Source organism: Oceanobacillus iheyensis HTE831, assembly GCF_000011245.1.
GTDB classification, from domain to species: domain Bacteria; phylum Bacillota; class Bacilli; order Bacillales; family Amphibacillaceae; genus Oceanobacillus; species Oceanobacillus iheyensis.
In genome coordinates this window covers 505,081-523,826 of record NC_004193.1, presented here as the reverse complement: position 1 = coordinate 523,826, position 18,746 = coordinate 505,081, and the positions used below count along the sequence as shown (strand labels likewise).

The window sequence follows — 18,746 nt, the reverse complement described above, 5'->3', positions numbered from 1 at the left end:
ATTTCTGTTTATATTTGTTTTTTATTGACAGCCATCATTTTTCTGTCTAATATAATAGTACATTCCGAAACAATAGAAAGGATGAAAGAGTATGGCTGAATTGAAAGCGATAACAACATATCAAATGTACATTAACGGAGAGTTTGTCAATGCTAGTAACAATGAAACACTTGAGGTTACAAATCCTGCAACAGAGGAAATAGTTTCAACAGTTCCAAAAGCTAGCTTAGAAGATACTAGAAGAGCAATCGATGGTTCTGCAAAAGCGCAAAAAGACTGGGCAAACCTTCCTTCAAGTAAACGAGCATCTTATCTATTCGCAATAAGTAAAGAGATTCGATCAAACATTGATGAATATGCAAAGATTATTTCTGAGGAAATGGGAAAACCGCTTGATCAAGCTGTTGTAGAAGTTAGTGTTACTGCTGACTACTTTGAATATATTGCTGGTTGGGCAAGAAAATATGAAGGTGAAATCGTACCAAGTGACAGAGAAAAAGAAAACATCCTTGTATTCAAACAACCAATTGGTGTTGTAGCCGGTATATTACCTTGGAATTTTCCGTTCTTCTTAATTGCACGAAAAGCTGCACCTGCTATATTAACTGGAAATACTATAGTGCTCAAACCAAGTAGTGTTTCTCCTAATAATGCGTTAGCTTTTGCTAAGATTTTAGATAAAGTCGGATTACCAAAAGGTGTTATTAATATAGTTACTGGTGCAGGTAGCATTGTTGGTGAAGAATTATCTAAAAACGAAAAAATCGGAATGATCAGCTTAACAGGAAGCACAGAGGCTGGATCAAGAGTAATGGAGAAAGCATCGAAAAACATCACAAAAGTGTCTCTTGAGTTAGGAGGCAAAGCGCCTTCGATTGTGATGGAAGATGCAGATATTGACTTGGCTGTAAAATCCGTTCTTGATTCTCGAATCATCAATACAGGACAGGTTTGTAACTGTACAGAAAGAGTTTATGTACATGAAGATGTAGCTGATGAATTTATTGAAAAAATCACAAAAGCAATGTCCAATGTTAGTTATGGAAATCCTCTTGGAAATGAACAAATCGATATGGGACCACTTTCAAATGAAGCAGGTCTTAAAAATGTAGAAGATATGGTTAAGCGCGCAGTAGAAAATGGAGCAACTGTATTAACAGGTGGAAACCGAGTGAACACAGAGGCTGGATACTATTATGAACCTACTGTACTATCAAATGTCGATAATAGCTTTGAAATTATGAAAGAAGAAGTGTTCGGGCCTGTATTACCTATTGCTACTTTTACTTCATTGGATGAAGCAATCGAATTAGCAAATGACTGCCAATATGGATTAACATCTGCTATTTTTACAAATAACGTGAATTACATGATGCGCGCTAGTAATGAATTAGAATTCGGAGAAACCTATGTTAATAGAGAAAGCTTCGAAGCAATTCAAGGATTCCATGCTGGTTGGAAAAAATCAGGAATTGGCGGAGCAGACGGAAAACATGGGTTAGGAGAATTTCTACAAACTCATGTTGTCTACATTCAATATAAATAAGTTAAATAAAGGCGCTAAATCATCGAATTAAAATATGATTCTAGCGCCTTATTTTGGCTAGTATACTTTATTAAATAAAGATATTGCATACCGATCCATTCTATCCATTATAATCTCTTTCGTTATTTCCCTCCGTCCAAACGCCGCCCATCCAGGGTAAACAGATGGATGATCCATCAAAACATCCATTAGAGAAACATTATCCCAATACATATCATATTTAAATCTATTTCCAGCTTGTTTTATATAATATTGTAAGAAAATATCCGCTTCCTCCACACCAAAAATCATTGCTAAATTCCAACGACAATGTCCAAGATCAATACCCGCATGTCCGATACAGCCATTTGTCCAATCCACTACACCAGCCACTTCCCCATCTTGCCACAGCACATTGACAGGATGAAAATCACGATGAATAAATATTGGATCATACATCGGTTCTGGTTGCTTCGCAATTTCAATTAACGCTTTCCAAACTTCTGGATATTGAGACCAAACTGGGATGTTTAAATCATCTGATTGTTGATAGCGAAAATGCTTACTTGAAAAATCCTTTATATCATTCTGATGTATTTCCACTAACGTTATGGCAAGTTTTTCAATCCATGTAGAAATGGAATCCGGATGTAAATCCACCGCTCCAGGTAACTTGCTCATTAATAACAGTGGATATTCACTTATATCACCATACTTATCTGTTCCAATTAACTTTGGACTATTGCCCCTTAGTGAGTTAGCTACGATTAAACTATTCGCTTCATTTTCCACCGATGTAATTGCTTCACTTTTCCCCACAGCTTCAGGTTTATTATATTGTTTTAATACCACTTGACTTTCCGTCTTATCAGGATGCTCTATAGTAATTCCAACTAAAGTTGAAGTAGTACTCCCTTTTAAACAATTAATGTTCGTGATAAAAGAACCCTTCGGAAAATACTCTAATACCCACACCTTTATAGATTCAGTTAAATCTGACATCCTGCGCCTCCTTGACCAATATTATTATCTAGTAAAACACGATTAACTTGAGATATCACTTATTATTTGTTAATGATCAAAACTTGGTAATAAAGTCAATTTGACAACAAACATAAAATAGTTATATTTCACTATTGTGATATAACTAAATTTTCTGTAAAATATAAACCAATAATTGTTGAATCTAATTGACTTTACTTCACCCGTAAAGCACGAAATTAGATCAAGTACCAGTTATATCGACGGGTCAACTCTGTCTTTATGACTGGTTTTTGTATTTTAATAGGGAGGTTTTTTAATGGAAGATTTATTTGAATTAGATAAAAAACATTTTATTCACCCTACGTCATCCATTATACAGCAACAAACAGATGGAGCTAAGTCAATTATGGCTAAGGGTGATGGTATCTATGTTACAGATACCAATAACAAAGAATATATCGATGCAGTTTCTTCACTTTGGAATGTAAATATCGGACATGGAAGAACTGAATTAGCGGAAGTAGCATCAGAACAAATGAAAAAACTAGCTTTCAGTTCTGCTTTTTCAACATTTAGTCATGAGCCAGCTATACGATTAGCAAAGAAAATTTCAGAACTTACTCCACAAGGATTAAATGCTGTCTTCTTCACTTCAGGCGGATCAGAGTCAAATGACTCCGCTGTAAAACTTTCACGTCATTACTGGAAAATACAAAACAAGGCTTCAAAAAGAAAAATCATTTCATTAAAAAGAGGATACCATGGAGTAGCTGCTGCCTCTACAAGCATAACTGGTATACCAGAATTTTGGGATATGGCTGGTCATTTGATGAATGACTTCTTACATGCAGAAACACCCTATCGTTCCACTACAGAAAAAGCAATTGAATCGTTACAATCCATGATAGAACAAGAAACCGCAGATACAATTGCAGCAATTTTTGTAGAACCTGTACAAGGAGCTGGAGGTGTATTGATCCCGCCCGCAGATTATCTAGAAGCAGTAAGAGAAATTTGCGACTTCTATAATATCCTTTTTATTGCTGATGAGGTAATCACTGGTTTTGGGAGAACTGGAACGATGTTTGGTATGGAAAATTGGAACGTTGTACCAGATGCAATGACTTTCGCTAAAGGTGTTACTAGTGGATATATTCCCATGGGGGGAGTTGTCGTATCCGATCATATTCACACTGTATTAAAAGAAAAATCTAAAGGAACCCTCTTCCATGGATTTACCTATAGTGGTCATCCTACAGCTGCCGCGGTCGCATTAAAAAATATAGAAATTATTGAAAAAGAGTCACTTGTCACTAATGCGAAGGAAAGAGGCTTAGAATTACAGAATGGTTTCCAAAAGATCAAAAAAGAATCATCTATAGTTGGAGAAGTTAGAGCAATCGGATTAATAGGTGCTATCGAACTTATGCAGGATTCTGCCACTGGTCAACCATTTACTCCGGATGTTGGTGTAACCCCCGCTGTTATTAATGCTTTACATGAACGAGGAGTTATATCTAGAGGCGTTACTTACGATGGTTCAAACATCTTATGCTTCGCTCCGCCGTTAATTATTACGAAACAAGAAGTTAATGAACTTATCTCCCGTATAAGTGATGCTATTTTATTCGTTCAACATCAACTAGGTGTATCCCAAAATTATTAATAAATAAACCATGCTAAACCAACTATCATTAGGGGGAATTTGATGAATGACTCGGATAAACTATTAAAATCACTAGGTAAAAAGGAAACTTTTGCACTTGCCTTTGGGGCTATGATTGGTTGGGGATGGGTAGTTACTTCTGGTTTATGGATAACGGAAGCTGGAGCACTCGGAGCAATTATCGCATTTTTACTCGGCGGCCTACTTGTCGTATTTGTTGGTTTAACATACGCAGAACTGTCCTCTGCACTTCCATTTGTCGGAGGAGAACATGTGTACACATACAAGGCAATGGGAAGAGTAACATCATTCATAGCCACTTGGGCAATTATTCTTGGTTATGTTTCAGTTATTGCTTTTGAAGCAGTAGCCTTACCAACTGTTTTCGAGTACCTTGTCCCCAATTATAGTCAAGGATACCTCTATACAATTGCCGGTTGGGATGTCACATTAACTTGGGCTGGTGTGGGGATTATTGGTTCGGTATTGGTTGCATGGATTAATTATAGAGGAATTAAACTATCATCTATAATAAATTTCATCTTAACCATACTAATTCTCATTGCAGGAATCATGCTTATTACTGGAAGTACATTTAGCGGTAATATGAGCAATATGAATCCGCTTTTTGAAACAGGAATGACAGGAATCATGACAGTTCTTATGATGACTTCTTTTATGTTTGTTGGTTTTGATGTCATACCACAAGCTGCCGAAGAAATTAATCTACCAAATAAAAAAATCGGGCAATTACTAATCTTATCTGTAGTAGTAGCTGTAATTTGGTATATAGCGATAATTTTTGGTGTTTCTAGAATGTTAACTCCGTCAGAAATCAATGCATCCAATTTAGTTACAGCAGATGCGGTGGCAAAGGCTTTTGGAAATAGTGAAATGATGGGTAATTTTCTTGTCTTAGGTGGTATCGGTGGGATATTGACAAGTTGGATCGGATTTTATGTTGGAGGTAGCAGGGCAATATATGCTTTAGCAAAGGCTGGAATGCTCCCTAAATCTCTAGGGCAATTACATCCTAAATATAATACTCCCCATAAAGCTATTTTGTTAATTGCAGTATTATCGACGGCGGCTCCGCTTTTAGGAAGACCAGCTCTTGTTTGGTTAGTCAATGCAGGTGGTCTTGGACTTGTTGTTGCTTGGTTAATGGTTACTATATCCTTTATAATATTGCGAAAGAAAGCACCAGAGATGCAACGACCCTTTCGCCTTCCTGGTGGAACTACGATTGGTTGGATAGCGACCATTATGGCTATTGGTGTTACGATTCTTTATCTTCCAGGTATGCCATCTGCGTTAATCTGGCCCTATGAATGGCTTATCATCGGTACTTGGATTATATTAGGATTTGTTTTATACAATTACTCGATGAGGAAATATGGAAAGAAAAATACAGATGATTACATGAAAAAAGAAGTGAATAAGAGCGCATAAACGAGTATCTGCCTCAATTTCAGCAAACTTCTTTTTATTATTAAAAAATGACAGCCGGTGATCCCCCCGTCTTGTGTATCGGGAGATCGCCGGCTGTCATCTTTACAAAAATCCACGTATATTTTTTAAAACTGGTATCGTTCACCTTGAACATAAATCAACAACAACCAGTTTTACACACGTCGATACTTTAATTTGACTTGTCTTCTTCCATCTTTGCTATTTTAGCCGGTGATGGGTCGAACTTAATAAAGAAATAGGCAATAATCGTACATAGTCCTAACACTGCAATTACAGAAAATGACACATTCACACCTAAAATATCCGGGCGAGCCACTTGATTTTCTGCCATGGATTCTACTGAGGTCATTACAGTAACCAAGACAGCAGTTCCTACAGAAGCTGCTGTCATACGCATCGTACCATCCATTGCTGCTCCATGAGGTATTAAATTATTAGGCAGCTGATTCAGTGCAGCAGTCTGTATCGGCATCATAATCAATGCTAAACCTAACATTCGAACGGCATACAAAGTAGTTATAAATGCAAACGTCGTTTCTGTATCTATAAAAATGAATGGAACAGTGGCCAAGGTAATTATGACTACACCTGGAAGGACAATCCACTTACCACCATATCGATCAAACATTCTACCAATTATAGGTGCTAGAAATCCAGTTACTAATGCACCTGGCAACATTGCCATCCCCGCTTGAAATGCACTGAATTCACGCATATTCTGCATAAATAATGGAATTAACGTCTCTGTACCAATAAGTCCCATAAATGTTATCGAACCAATAAAAACACTGAACGGGAAAATGGCATATTTGAACACACGAAATTCTAGCATTGGATGTGTTAGTTTTAACTGTCTCAAAATAAATAATGTTAATGAGATAACGCCAATAGCCAGTGTTATTAGTGTAATTGATGCTCCCCAGCCATAATTCCCTGCATTGGTCACACCATATAAAATTCCACCAAACCCAAACGAAGATAGAATAACCGATGGGATATCGAGCTTTGTCTTTTTTACCTCTGTTACATTTTTTAAAGCAAAGTAAGCGATAATCATATCAATGACTGCAATCGGGAAGATAATAAAGAACAAATATCTCCAAGAAAAATGTCCTGTTACCCATCCGGATAATGCTGGACCGATAGCTGGAGCAAAAGAAATAACTAAACCAATTAACCCCATTACAGAGCCACGGCGATTAATTGGAAAAATCAGTAAGAATACTGTCGTCATAAGTGGCAGCATTACCCCTGCTCCAATAGATTGAATAACTCTTCCAACTAATAACATCTCAAAAACAGGGGCTACACCTGCCACTAATGTTCCTATAGCAAAGATCCCCATTGATGACATAAATAATTGTCTGGTTGTAAATCGTTCAATCAAGAACGCACTTACTGGAATCATGATTCCATTTACAAGCATAAAAACTGTTGTTAACCATTGAGCACTATTTGCCGTAATACCCATTTCTATAATTATTGGGGGAATGGCTGTTATCATTAGCGTTTGATTTAAAATTGCAATAAAAGAACCAGCTAATAATAGTGCTACTACGGTTGGTCGATGGATTTGATTCACGATGATGTCCCCCTTTAATAAACATAAAAATTAAAACACTTCTTATAGATTAAACGAAAACCCGTAAAGAATCTATAAAAATATTTTAAAGTTTATTTTAAAATTATAGGGGTAGCGTCAGGAAAATGCGGATTTACAACGTTAAGCGAATTTTCCTGACGATTACCCCGTTTTTACCAACGTCAAGAAAGTTTTAATGGTCTTAAAGAATCTAATGAAACCATTTTCTCATGACTAAAATGGTATTCCCCCAGTAAATTAATATGCTCCCAGCCTAAAGGAGACATATGGTGCAACAAGTCCTCTTTAAAACCCCCTAAGCCCTTTTGGTATTCCACTGCTTTTGACAGATGTAGCGTAGTCCAAACACTAATGGCATTGATAATTATATTTAAAGCACTGGCCCTTTGTAGTTGATGCTGTATCGTTCGTTCCCGAAGTTCCCCTTGTTTCCCAAAGAAAATTACTCTTGCGAGACCATTCATGGCCTCTCCTTTGTTTAAGCCTTTTTGAATTTTTCTTCTTAAAGATTCACTAGTAAGGTAATTAAGAATAAAAATAGTTTTTCGATTCTTCCCATTTCACGCAAAGCTGTAGCTAAACTGTTTTGTCTAGAGTAGGAACCAAGCTTCCCCATAAGAAGTGATGCCGTGACAGTTCCTTCTCTTATTGAATTAGCTAATCGTAAGACATCATCATAATTAACTTTAATAATTTTTGTATTTATTTGGCCACGAAAAATAGACTCTAATTTTGGATACTCGCTTGCCTTTTCTAATGTAAACAGCTTTGAATCTGACAAATCTCTTATTCTTGGCGCAAACTTAAAGCCTAAAAGGTGAGTTAATCCAAAAATTTGATCTGTATAGCCAGCTGTGTCTGTGAAATGCTCTTCTATATTTAAGTCGGTCTCGTGATGCAATAATCCATCTAGGACATGAATAGCATATCTTGAATTAGTATGAATAATTTTTGTATAATACGATGAGAACTGGTCGCTGGTAAATCGGTAGATTGTTGTACCTTTTCCGGTTCCGTAATGCGGATTTGCGTCTGAATGTAAAGATGAAACGCTACCTGCATTCTCATTCCATCTGACGAAGATGTTGTACCGTCACCCCAATAGGAAGATAAGTCTAACTTGTGGTGAAAATTTACTAATACAGCTTGCGCTTTGCTCATGGCATCTTCATGCATTCTCCATTGAGATACATTTGCAAGTTGTTTATATGTAAGATCCGGCGTTGCTTCAGCCATCTTACTTAGCCCAATATTCAATCCCATTCCTAATAGGGCTGCCATGATGATTACCGTTTCTTCTTTATCTGGTTTACGGTTATTTGAGGCGTGAGTAAATTGTTCATGAAATCCAGTTATATGAGCAACATCCATGAGTAAATCGGTTAATTTTATCCTAGGAAGCATCTGATAAAGTCTAGCACTAAAGTTTTTGGCTTCCTCTGGAATCTCCTTCTCCAACCGTGCAATTGAAAGCTTTCCTTTCTCGAACGAAACTCCCTCTAGTTTATTCCAATTGTTCGATAACCATTTTAGTCTCTCATTAAGGCTATTGGTCCTTTCTTGAATGTATGCTTCGAACGATAAGCTAACTGATAATCGTGTATGATCTTTGTCTTGGTGTCACTTGAGACGCTATCTTGCACCTGTTTTTATCGTTGTTTTGCATTAGGGGTACCGCCAACCATTCAGGAAATTTTGTACATAAGCGTCAAATAACCCCCACCTGTTTTCAGATAGGGATTATTTGACGCCTACTTATATATACATAAAACAAGAAGAGGTTGGCTTAATCAGTTCCTTTATCTCCATTATTTTATAATCTCTTTTTGTGTCTGCCCTTTTGTTTATGCGAAAAGGCGTTTTTTTATCATAAATGATTTTTACTCCAAATAATCTGTATGGAAAGGATTTTCCCTTTCTTCGGTTTGGACAGAAATCCATTGGACAGTTGTAAACTCTTCAAGTGACCATTTCCCTCCAAATCGGCCCAATCCAGATGCTTTCTCCCCTCCGAATGCAATCAATGGCTCATCATTAACGCTTTGGTCATTCACATGAACCATACCAGAGGTTATCTGTTTGGCCACCTCCACACCTCTTTCCGGGGAACCTGCGTGAACCGCCCCGCTTAGACCAAATGGGGTGTCATTTGCAATGCGAATTGCTTCTTCATCACTTTCAGCAGAAATAATAGTTGCCACCGGCCCAAACATTTCGTTCTGAGCAGTTGCAACATCATTCGAACCTGTTAGTATATAAGGGTGCATGACGTTCCCTTCTACTTTTCCTTCCAACACAACTTCTGCCCCTTGCTCTTTAGCTGATTCGATTTGTTCGAGTATCCGATCAATTGCCTGCCGATTTATCAAAGGACCGATTAGATTGTCCTTCTCACTTGGATTGCCCACTTTAATCTTTTTCGCCTTTTCAACAAATTTCTCAACAAACTCCTCATATATATCCTTATGAACAATAATTCGATTTATGGCCATACATATTTGTCCATTATGCATAAACTTACCGAATAATGCCGAGTTTACCGCATTTTCCACTTTCGCATCTTCCAGCACTACGAGTGGGTTGTTCCCCCCTAACTCAAGAGCAACTTTTTTAATATTTCTTCCGCAAATTTCACCGATATGCCGTCCTACCGGAGTAGACCCTGTAAATGAAATTAACCGTGGAATTGGATGTTCCACAAATGCATCGCCGATATCCTCTATGTTTGGAACGACAACATTAAAGACTCCTTTCGGCAATCCAGCTTCTTCAAATACCTTCGCAAGCAATATTCCTCCAGTTACAGCTGTCTGATCATCAGGTTTCAGTACGACCCCGTTACCGACAGCAAGTGCCGGTGCAACCGAACGCATGGCAAGATACATTGGAAAGTTAAATGGTCCTATTACACCGACTACCCCTAGAGGACTACGGTAAATCCTATTTTCCTTTCCTGGGATCAGGGAAGGGACAATTTCCCCACTCATTCTAAGTGGAAAAGAAGCTGCCTCCCTTGTAATTGCAATAACAAAGTCAATTTCGACGTTAGCTTTCAGATGGGATGAGCCACCTTCCCTAATTAAATGGTTAACAAACTCTTCTCTTCTCGCATCGATAATCTGAACTGCTTTTTCCATGATGGAAGAGCGTTCGAATGGATTAAATTTTGCCCATTTCTTTTTAGCCTGTTCAGCAGATTTATAAGCCTCATCTATATCTTCTTTACTAGCCATTTTTATTTCTTGCAGAACTTCATCATTATAGGGGTTTTTCACTTCATAAGTGGTTTCCCCTTGGCCATCACGCCATTCGCCAGAGATAAAATTTTTGTTAAGATTTTCATAAAGTTTCATATAATTTTTCTCCTTTCCTTTATACATGATTTATTCTTTATTAAATAAACTTCCCTATTAATCCCTCCACAATCCAAGGATTTCTTTATTTCGTAAAAAAACGCCTGTCTCTGTGCTTCCGTAGGATTGTTTCAATACTCGAAAAACCGTTGTTACATTAAGATTACTGGAGGGAACTTTGGGCTAATACATAGACCCTTCACCCAAATTTAAAGAATACCTAAACTTAATAATCTTGAAACCATAACAACAGAAGTTGAAGCTACACGAGACGATTTAGTAATCGGAATCAAGTAAATATTAAAATCTACCTGCCTTTTGAATTGAAGAAAGCTTTTTTTTGTCAAATATTGCAAAATAACACTTAAAAAAGTGCAAATTAAAATTCAAAAGTGACAATCAAGGCATTTAGTTTAAATTTAATTTACGCAATAATTGTAATTATTCTAATGCAATATAAAATTTGCGAATATTTTCACTTAAACTAACGGGCAGTTTAGTTAAGGGAAGTGTCAATTATGAAGAAATGAAAAATCTTATAATGTGAATCTTCTTTACTGATATAAAGTAAACAAAGAAAGGCTTTATTAACTGGAGGTGTATTATATGAATGCGGAAATAATGATGTTAGTAATAACATTGGTAATAGGATTCTCATTATTTTTCATGGTGGTTACCAAAAAAGGTAGTCCGATTAAAGATTTATTTCTATGGTTAATTTAATTGATTGTTGTACTAAGTATAAGTATATTAAGTTAAATTTTGGAGTAATTGATATATTCACTTCAACATTCGGTCTTATAACAATTCTAATGTTAATACTGGTATTGGCAATAAAAAGTGAGTTTGAAGATTGTGAAATACACTTAAACTATATGGGACAAAAACAGAATAAAGTATAGCCTCCAAAACTCAATTATTGGGCCAATTTGGGGAATATGCCTTATGGGGCTGCTGAGCGTTGATGTTCAAGTAATTTGTCCCACTGATGTCCTTGCATTCTCTTTGAAACAACTTCCATCTTCTATTTGCATAATTGTATTCAAATTCCACATACTACTAACAAGAAGTGGCGGTAAAAAGGGTGTGCAGGGATGAGATTTAAAAGAAATAAATCCAAAAAGTCTTTAATAAATCAGGCAAATCTCTCCATAGAGAATATCAAAAGTCAATTAAATCATACCAGCGATTTAAAAGACCGTGAAATACATAGCAATAATCAAATCTATATTATCCTTTACATCAATTCATTAGTTGATCAGGAAAAGCTTGAATCAAAAATAATTAAACCGCTTACGAAAATGGAAAACAACAATATTTTAAATGAACTATATAGCCAGGAGATCAGCACTGCCAAAAGTAATGAAATAGCCATCAACGGATTATTAGACGGTTATTGTCTGCTAATAAAAAAAAGCAGGAATAGTGAAGGATTCCTGCTGAAAACGAACGCATCAACCGATAGAGAAGTTTCAGAGGCTATCATAGAAAAAACAATCCTTGGGGCAAAAGTAGGTTTTGTTGAAAGCTTAGACAAAAACATTTTTTTACTCCGTACTGTAACAAAATCACCCGATTTCACGGTTAAAAATTATACATTGGGTTCCTCAACAACAACGAATGTATCACTAATTTATTTGGATCATGTGACAGATCCGGAAATCATCAAAAAGGTTGAACAACGTATAAAAAGTATTACGCTTGATTCCATCCGATCAGCAGGAGATATTCAGGATTGCATTGAAGACCATACAGTTACTCCATTTCCCCAGCTTTTACTTACAGAACGGCCAGATCGAGCTTCAGCAAATTTAAAGGACGGAAGGGTTGCTTTAATTATAGATGGAAGTCCTACTGTAATTATATTGCCAGCAACATTTATGACGTTCTTTCAAACACCGGATGACTATATTACTCGTTGGTGGTTAGGTTCATTTTTTAGGTTTATACGTCTATTCAGCTATATCATTGCACTTATTCTACCGGCATTATATATTGCTTTCGTTTCATTCCATTATGAAGCAATTCCTTTGGAGCTTGTTTATTCGCTGCAGTCTTCGTTGAGCTACGTACCATTTCGGCCATTTATAGAGTTAATGATTATGCAGCTTTCCTTAGAGTTGCTTAGAGAAGCGTCCATTCGACTGCCACCTTCCGTCGCCACGACTTTTGGGATCGTCGGAGGGCTAGTTGTAGGAACAGCAATGGTTGAGGCAGGAATTGTCTCCTATGGTGGGCTTATAGTTGTTGCATTAACATCAGTCTCATCATTTGTTCAACCAAATCTTGAAATGAGCAGCTCGATTCGTATATTAGGATTTCCTTTAATGCTATTGGCAGCTATATTCGGCTTTTTTGGAATTGTCGTTGGAGTGTTATTTGTGTTAATTCACTTGTCACGCCTTATTTCATTCGGTTTTCCATATTTTTCACCTTTTGTTCCATTAAACATGGAGAATTTTAAAGATACTATCATTCGTGTTCCTTCTTGGATGATGTATAAACACTCCAAAAATTCTTCTCATTATAAGCAAGAAAAACGATCAAGGAAGTGGAAACTAGATGAGAGTGAAGAGCAGTATTAGTTCTGTAAATTTATTTTTTCTGCTGGTGCAAACGATGATTGGTGTAGGCTTGTTATCATTACCTCATCAAACACATGAAGCAGCAGGCAGTGACGGATGGATTTCCATTTTAATTTCTGGATTTTTTATTCAACTAATTGTACTGCTTATTTGGTTACTTTGCAGGAATTTCCCCAATCTTACCTTATTTGATTTTTCTAAAGTAATTTTTGGGGAAACTTCTGGAACTGTATTAAATTTTTTATATATTATTTACCTGCTCACAGTGATTTGTTATATCTTCATTATATATGTGGATAACTTGAAACGATGGATACTCCCTGAAACTCCAGCATGGATATTATTTTTGATAGCATTCGTTCTACTTATTTATGGAAGTATTTGTAATATAAAAAATTTGGTATCTTTATTTTCTTTACTATTCATATTCATTCTGTTTTTATTCTTCATTACGTTTTTGGTTTATGGTGATCCAAACATAGATGTTCGCTATCTCTTCCCTATTGGTTCCAGTGGTGGATGGAATATTCTTAAAAGCACTAGTGACTCAATGATATCCTTCATAGGGTTTGAAACATTACTTATTTATTTTGCTTTTATAAAGCAATCTAAAACTATTTCAGCACTGAAAGGAGTTTTTTTAGCAGTATTATTTGTAACCATTTTTTTAACGTATATTGTGATTCTAAGTACCGTAATGCTTAGTCCTGAAGAAATAAAAAACACGCCGGAACCGGTTCTATATATACTAAGTGCGATGGAAATAAGAATTTTAAGCCGATTAGATTTAATATTTCTTTCTTTCTGGGGTCTGATAGTTTTTACTACTATTATTAGCTACACCTTTTCAGCAAGTATGGGAATAAGTAAATTAATCCATATCAAACATAAATTTGCTGTGATACTATCTGGAACATTCGTCCTTATCGTTTCGATAATATTTTATTATATGGAGATTACCTTACTTGAAAAATGGTTAAAGCATTTAAGTTTAGTTTTCGGCATTATTATCCCTATCCTACTGCTTTTAATAACAATTATTTTTAAAAGAGAGGCGGCATCGACCTATGAGAAAAACTGAGCTCTTCTTGATCTTCTTTATTCTTCCATTACTAGCTGGGTGCTGGGATGAAAGATTTCTAAAGAATTCCCGTACTGTGTATTTATCAGGTTTTGACTTGGATGAGAATGGTGATTATCAAACAACTTCAATTATTAGAGATATGAATATTAGTGAGTCAAGCAGGGGGGAAATATCCATATCGAATAAACTGGTAACTGGAAAAGGAGGTTCGATAAAAGAGGCAAGCATGACAATTGATCAAAGCGTACCTGGTAATTACGATCCAGCAAAAGGAAGAACTTTAATCTTAGGAAACGACGTCGCCAAAGGTGATATCTACAATGTGCTGGATCCTCTTTACCGGGATCCAAGGGTGGATTTAAACGCCAAAATTGCTGTGACAGATAACAGTGCAAATGGGATAATTACCCATATATCCGAAAATGAAGTTGAAAAAGGGGAATACCTGTACGAATTGATTCACAGCAGTGAAAAACATTCGGTGATTCAGGATATTACACTAAGATCGATTCGCACCTATTTGTTTGATGAAGGAAAAGATTTCATGCTCCCTTATCTGAGCAAGGACGAGGAAGATAATGAAGTTAAAATAAATGGGGCTGCTCTTTTTCATGACCACAGCTTTACCGGACAGTTTCTTTCCCCTGCTGAAAGTACTTTGCTATTATTATTTATGGAAACACAATCCAAAAAAGCACTTTTAACAGAACAGTTAGATAAAAAAGCTGGCGGATCTGTCAGCTATAATGTAAAAAGCGTATCAAGAAAACTTAAGCTGGAAAAAAAAGAAAAGGTACATGCTGATATTATGCTGCAATTGGACGTAGAGATTGTTGACTATCCTCCAGACCATTTAGATAAGCAGGAAATGATCAATTTTTTGGAAAATCGATTATCAAAGATTCTCACTGAAAAAGCGGATGCTCTGTTCAAAAAACTTGCAGCGAATCAAAGTGACGTACTTGGATTAGGCAGAGAACTCATTGCCTTTCATCCAGCTATATGGAAAGAAATAAAGGGAGAAAATTATTATGAGCATATCCTTGTTAATCCAAAGGTAAAAGTCAATGTTAGAAGTAGTGGAATCATTTTGTGATCACTGAAGTTGATCACCTTTTTCTTTCTGATATTATTTTTTGACCTATTTCTATTAGACTTCTATTCATAACATCGATACAACGGAGACACAGTCATAAAGAAAGAGCATATGTATGCCCTTTCTAAGTTTGCATTAATGCTCTCAAATCTTGATCAAATACGAGTCCTTGCATTAGTTTTGATTTCGCTAAGCACAGGGTTTTGAAATTAATAACTTCATGTAAATCCATTGATTCATGATCAGCTAATTTTTGTTTATCCATTTCTAATTAACCTCCTTATTCGTTAATACAATCAATTGTATTGTTCCAAAAATAGGAGTGAATATTCTTTAATGTTTTTTTTAAAAATTGGAAACAGGTTACATCTTTAAGAATCGGGCGCTTTAATGAAGCAATGAAAGCCTAATTTCTCAATTGAGAAATTAGGCTTTTTAATATTGAAAATTTCCTTAACGTTGTAAATCCGCATTTTCCTGACGCTACCCCTTATAGAGTGACTCAAAATTTATCGGGCACAACATAAAGAGTCCTCCGCTACTTAAGCAAACGAAGGACTCCAGTCAATTATAAAACTATTCTTTTGCGTTTATTAAATAAAACGTGGCAATTATATTAATCCATCATTCGTTTCTTGAAGGACAAGATTGTTAATCCAGCACCAACAACTATCCAAGCACCAATAATTGCAAAAGGTTGCCAATAATCGGCAATAGTCCCGTTCGTTATATTCGCTATTTCAAATAACTGAATAGCTGGTGTATATTCTAACACTTTCAGAAAAGGATATTCTTCTGCAAACCCAATAAACATATTAGACATTCCAAATATAAACATTACAGGTAAAATATAGATGGAAGCTTCTAAAACAGAACGAGTGATTAATCCTAACCAAGTTCCTAGCGCAATAAAGAATACAAGAGATAATACAACTCCTACTATTACCGGTATAAGATTAGAAGGTGAAAATCCTGAAATCAACATAGAGATATACGTAATTACTAATGTGATAACTATTGTTACGGCACTTTTTCCTGCTAGTATCTCCGTAATGGTAGCAGGTGAAAGCATCAAACCACGAAGTGTATTCTTTTCCTTTTCTTCCGCAATAATTGCACATTGAAGAAAGGCACCTACCATAGATAAAGAAATGCTGATAATAAATATATGAATTTCTAATGGAACAACATCCATCCGTCCATATATGAGCGCAAATACGAGTGGTAAGATAATCGTTGAAGAGACATACATATTACGATATAAGTCTTTTAAATCCTTTTGAAAAATTGCCATAAAACGTTTTACAGAAAAAGTCATACTAGTTCCCTCCCCGTTACTTCTACGAAAATATCCCCTAAAGTTGGTTCTTTTGTGCGGATGGTTTCTATACGATCTTCTGAAATATATCGTTGAATATCATTAGCAATAGAAGGGGCTAAAGGTAATTCCAATTCTCTACCATCCCTTAGCTCTAGCAACACTTTCTCTTCACGATATTGCTTCTTCAAATTTTTAGGGCTATCCAATAACTGCACAGAACCTTTATTCAAAAATGCTACACGATGACATAAATGATCTGCTTCTTCCATATCATGTGTTGTTAAAAATACCGTTGTTCCTTGTTTATTCAATTCTTTTAATCCTTCATGAATGTGCTTCGAGTTCACGGGATCTAATGCTGAAGTTGGCTCATCCAAGAATAATATTTCAGGGTTATGAAGTAATGCTCTTGCCAAGAGCACGCGCTGTGTCATACCTTTTGATAACTTGGCAACTTGTTGCTTTGCTTCATTTTGTAAACGAACCATCTCTAACACTTCATTAATGCGGTTCTCTTGCACATCATATAATTGCGCATACGTTTTTAAATTATCGTAGATAGTGAGACGGTTATACAAACCACTATTATCTGTAACCACTCCAAATCGTTTTCGTTGAGCTGGCGATTTTAATTGTTGAACTGGTACACCAAATACTTTTGCTATTCCAGAAGTGTGTGTTAATTGTCCAGTTAATATTTTTATTGTGGTTGTTTTTCCTGAGCCACTTGGTCCTAAAAAACCGAATGTCTCTCCTTTCTCGACTTGAAAAGTTACATCGTTAAGTGCTTGCTTATTTTGATAAACTTTTTCTAAATGACTTACCTCAATGACTGAAGTCATGTAATTCCCTCCTGAAAATCCAATTTTCATTTGCATCTTCAGAATACTGTTATATCAAGGTCTTCGCACTAAATTTCCGATGAATGGAGTACCTAATAGGTTAAATGGAGCTTAATCGACTCCTAAAATTTGCTTTAATTCAACCAACTTTGCTTTCGATAAAGGTACTTGAGTTTTTTCTTTATCTTGCAAAACAAGACTGTAACTATTTCTCGTCCAGGTAATTACTTCTCGTACTTTTTGTAAATTTACGATATAAGATCGATGACATCGGAAAAATCCTTGATGTTCTAATTTTTCTTCTAATTGACGAAGCGTAAATGCTGTTCGAAACGATGACCCTTTCATATGTACTACAGCTTGACCTTCATCACTTTCAATGTAGTCAATCTCTGGAGGATCAAGTAGTACTATCTTGTCATTTACTTTCGAAGGTATTTTATTTAGCTGAAAAGAAAAATCTTGCTTTCCTAACTCTTCTTCTGAAACTTCGTCTATCTCTTGCTTCTCTTCGTTTTCTTCTGTTTTAATTTCAACTGTTTGTAACCCTTCCTCGTTAAGTCGGTAAACTCTTTCTGCTAATGTAATTGCACTTTCCATATTGGATGTCAGTATTAATACACCTTTTTTATTCTGCTTAAGATGGTTTAAAACATGAACCAATACTCGTTTCGTTTCTAAGTCAACATTTAAATCCGGCTCTTCAAAAAGATAAATACTTGCATCCTGAATAATTGCTTTCCCATAATGAACCCGCTTTTGTTCAGACTCTGTTAATTTACTAATTGGCTTATCCTTCACTTCATGTAATTGTAATTTTTCAATCAAATCTTGATGATTGACATTCGTTTGATATAATTTTTCCATAAATCGAAAATATTCTTTTATATTCATCCGTTCGTAAAGGCCGTTATTCAATAATTGAAGTCCTAACGCTTGAAAGTACTCCACTTTATCTTTTAATGTAATTCCATTTAATTCGATACTACCGTTATTAATTTTTTTATCTCCAACAATCATTTTTATTAACATCTGCCTAACATTTAAGGAGGAATGAATCGCTGCAACTTCCCCTTCTTGAATCGTTAAATGAAACGTCGAAAACAAGATGTGGTCACCTTGTCGATATTCTAGTTCTCTTAATTGAAGCATCTATCTCAGTCCCCTTTGAATCCCAATTTTATGTATTCAGATGACAGAATTTATTTATTTTG

The 18,746-nt window shown here is 35.8% G+C and carries 12 protein-coding genes and 2 pseudogenes; 6 read left to right on the top strand and 8 right to left on the bottom strand.

The annotated features are described in order from the left end of the window. Positions 1-91: 91 nt before the first annotated feature. A complete protein-coding gene (aldA, locus tag OB_RS02680; RefSeq protein WP_011064896.1) occupies positions 92-1,546 on the top strand; it encodes an aldehyde dehydrogenase in 1,455 nt (484 codons plus the stop codon). 57 nt (positions 1,547-1,603) lie between these two features. Here the strand turns inward: aldA and OB_RS02675 are convergent, their stop codons facing one another. Further along, the gene (locus OB_RS02675) at positions 1,604-2,527 is read right to left on the bottom strand and encodes an aminoglycoside phosphotransferase family protein (protein ID WP_011064895.1); all 924 of its coding nucleotides are present in this window, start codon (positions 2,525-2,527) and stop codon (positions 1,604-1,606) included. A gap of 298 nt (positions 2,528-2,825) precedes the next feature. Between OB_RS02675 and OB_RS02670 the strand changes: the two genes are divergently transcribed. Continuing rightward, the gene (locus OB_RS02670) at positions 2,826-4,175 is read left to right on the top strand and encodes an aspartate aminotransferase family protein (RefSeq protein ID WP_011064894.1); all 1,350 of its coding nucleotides are present in this window, start codon (positions 2,826-2,828) and stop codon (positions 4,173-4,175) included. A gap of 42 nt (positions 4,176-4,217) precedes the next feature. After that, complete coding sequence (locus OB_RS02665; RefSeq protein WP_011064893.1) at positions 4,218-5,627, top strand: APC family permease; 1,410 nt, start codon at positions 4,218-4,220, stop codon at positions 5,625-5,627. Positions 5,628-5,817: 190 nt separating this feature from the next. Here OB_RS02665 and OB_RS02660 read toward each other — a convergent pair whose 3' ends face one another. The 3 genes and pseudogenes from OB_RS02660 to OB_RS02640 form a co-directional block, all read right to left on the bottom strand. Further along, positions 5,818-7,230 (bottom strand): DHA2 family efflux MFS transporter permease subunit, encoded by a 1,413-nt coding sequence (locus tag OB_RS02660; RefSeq protein WP_011064892.1) that lies wholly within the window; start codon positions 7,228-7,230, stop codon positions 5,818-5,820. Between the two features lie 182 nt (positions 7,231-7,412). Further along, positions 7,413-8,871, bottom strand: a pseudogene (locus OB_RS18040) (Tn3 family transposase); the annotation flags it as partial. A 260-nt stretch (positions 8,872-9,131) separates the two neighbouring features. Beyond that, entirely contained in the window at positions 9,132-10,604 is a 1,473-nt protein-coding gene (locus tag OB_RS02640) for an aldehyde dehydrogenase family protein (RefSeq protein WP_011064891.1), read from the bottom strand. Positions 10,605-11,698: 1,094 nt separating this feature from the next. Here OB_RS02640 and OB_RS02630 point away from each other — a divergent pair. Genes OB_RS02630 through OB_RS02620 form a run of 3 tightly spaced genes read left to right on the top strand, consistent with a single transcriptional unit; the run spans position 11,699 to position 15,369 of the window. Continuing rightward, positions 11,699-13,189: a spore germination protein gene (locus tag OB_RS02630; RefSeq protein WP_011064889.1), complete on the top strand. Its 1,491-nt coding sequence runs from the start codon at positions 11,699-11,701 to the stop codon at positions 13,187-13,189. After that, positions 13,167-14,270, top strand: coding sequence for a GerAB/ArcD/ProY family transporter (locus tag OB_RS02625; protein WP_011064888.1), 1,104 nt, complete (start codon positions 13,167-13,169; stop codon positions 14,268-14,270). Before OB_RS02630 ends, OB_RS02625 begins: the two co-directional genes overlap by 23 nt. Next, on the top strand, positions 14,257-15,369 hold the full coding sequence (locus OB_RS02620; RefSeq protein WP_011064887.1) for a Ger(x)C family spore germination protein: 1,113 nt from the start codon (positions 14,257-14,259) through the stop codon (positions 15,367-15,369). The genes OB_RS02625 and OB_RS02620 overlap by 14 nt, the downstream gene beginning before the upstream one ends. 130 nt (positions 15,370-15,499) lie before the next feature. Here OB_RS02620 and OB_RS02615 read toward each other — a convergent pair. The 4 genes and pseudogenes from OB_RS02615 to OB_RS02600 form a co-directional block, all read right to left on the bottom strand. Beyond that, positions 15,500-15,634: pseudogene (locus tag OB_RS02615) on the bottom strand (spore gernimation protein GerQ); the annotation flags it as partial. A gap of 351 nt (positions 15,635-15,985) precedes the next feature. Further along, the gene (locus OB_RS02610; RefSeq protein WP_011064885.1) at positions 15,986-16,687 is read right to left on the bottom strand and encodes an ABC transporter permease; all 702 of its coding nucleotides are present in this window, start codon (positions 16,685-16,687) and stop codon (positions 15,986-15,988) included. Continuing rightward, on the bottom strand, positions 16,684-17,532 hold the full coding sequence (locus OB_RS02605; RefSeq protein WP_011064884.1) for an ABC transporter ATP-binding protein: 849 nt from the start codon (positions 17,530-17,532) through the stop codon (positions 16,684-16,686). Before OB_RS02605 ends, OB_RS02610 begins: the two co-directional genes overlap by 4 nt. A gap of 111 nt (positions 17,533-17,643) precedes the next feature. Beyond that, the gene (locus OB_RS02600; RefSeq protein WP_011064883.1) at positions 17,644-18,684 is read right to left on the bottom strand and encodes a LytTR family transcriptional regulator DNA-binding domain-containing protein; all 1,041 of its coding nucleotides are present in this window, start codon (positions 18,682-18,684) and stop codon (positions 17,644-17,646) included. Between the last annotated feature and the right edge of the window lie 62 nt (positions 18,685-18,746).

Coding starts and splice junctions, on each gene's coding strand:
- aldA (WP_011064896.1), top strand. CDS start 92: ATGGCTGAATTGAAAGCGATAACAACATATCAAATGTACATTAACGGA.
- OB_RS02675 (WP_011064895.1), bottom strand. CDS start 2,527: ATGTCAGATTTAACTGAATCTATAAAGGTGTGGGTATTAGAGTATTTT.
- OB_RS02670 (WP_011064894.1), top strand. CDS start 2,826: ATGGAAGATTTATTTGAATTAGATAAAAAACATTTTATTCACCCTACG.
- OB_RS02665 (WP_011064893.1), top strand. CDS start 4,218: ATGAATGACTCGGATAAACTATTAAAATCACTAGGTAAAAAGGAAACT.
- OB_RS02640 (WP_011064891.1), bottom strand. CDS start 10,604: ATGAAACTTTATGAAAATCTTAACAAAAATTTTATCTCTGGCGAATGG.
- OB_RS02630 (WP_011064889.1), top strand. CDS start 11,699: ATGAGATTTAAAAGAAATAAATCCAAAAAGTCTTTAATAAATCAGGCA.
- OB_RS02625 (WP_011064888.1), top strand. CDS start 13,167: ATGAGAGTGAAGAGCAGTATTAGTTCTGTAAATTTATTTTTTCTGCTG.
- OB_RS02620 (WP_011064887.1), top strand. CDS start 14,257: ATGAGAAAAACTGAGCTCTTCTTGATCTTCTTTATTCTTCCATTACTA.
- OB_RS02610 (WP_011064885.1), bottom strand. CDS start 16,687: ATGACTTTTTCTGTAAAACGTTTTATGGCAATTTTTCAAAAGGATTTA.
- OB_RS02605 (WP_011064884.1), bottom strand. CDS start 17,532: ATGACTTCAGTCATTGAGGTAAGTCATTTAGAAAAAGTTTATCAAAAT.
- OB_RS02600 (WP_011064883.1), bottom strand. CDS start 18,684: ATGCTTCAATTAAGAGAACTAGAATATCGACAAGGTGACCACATCTTG.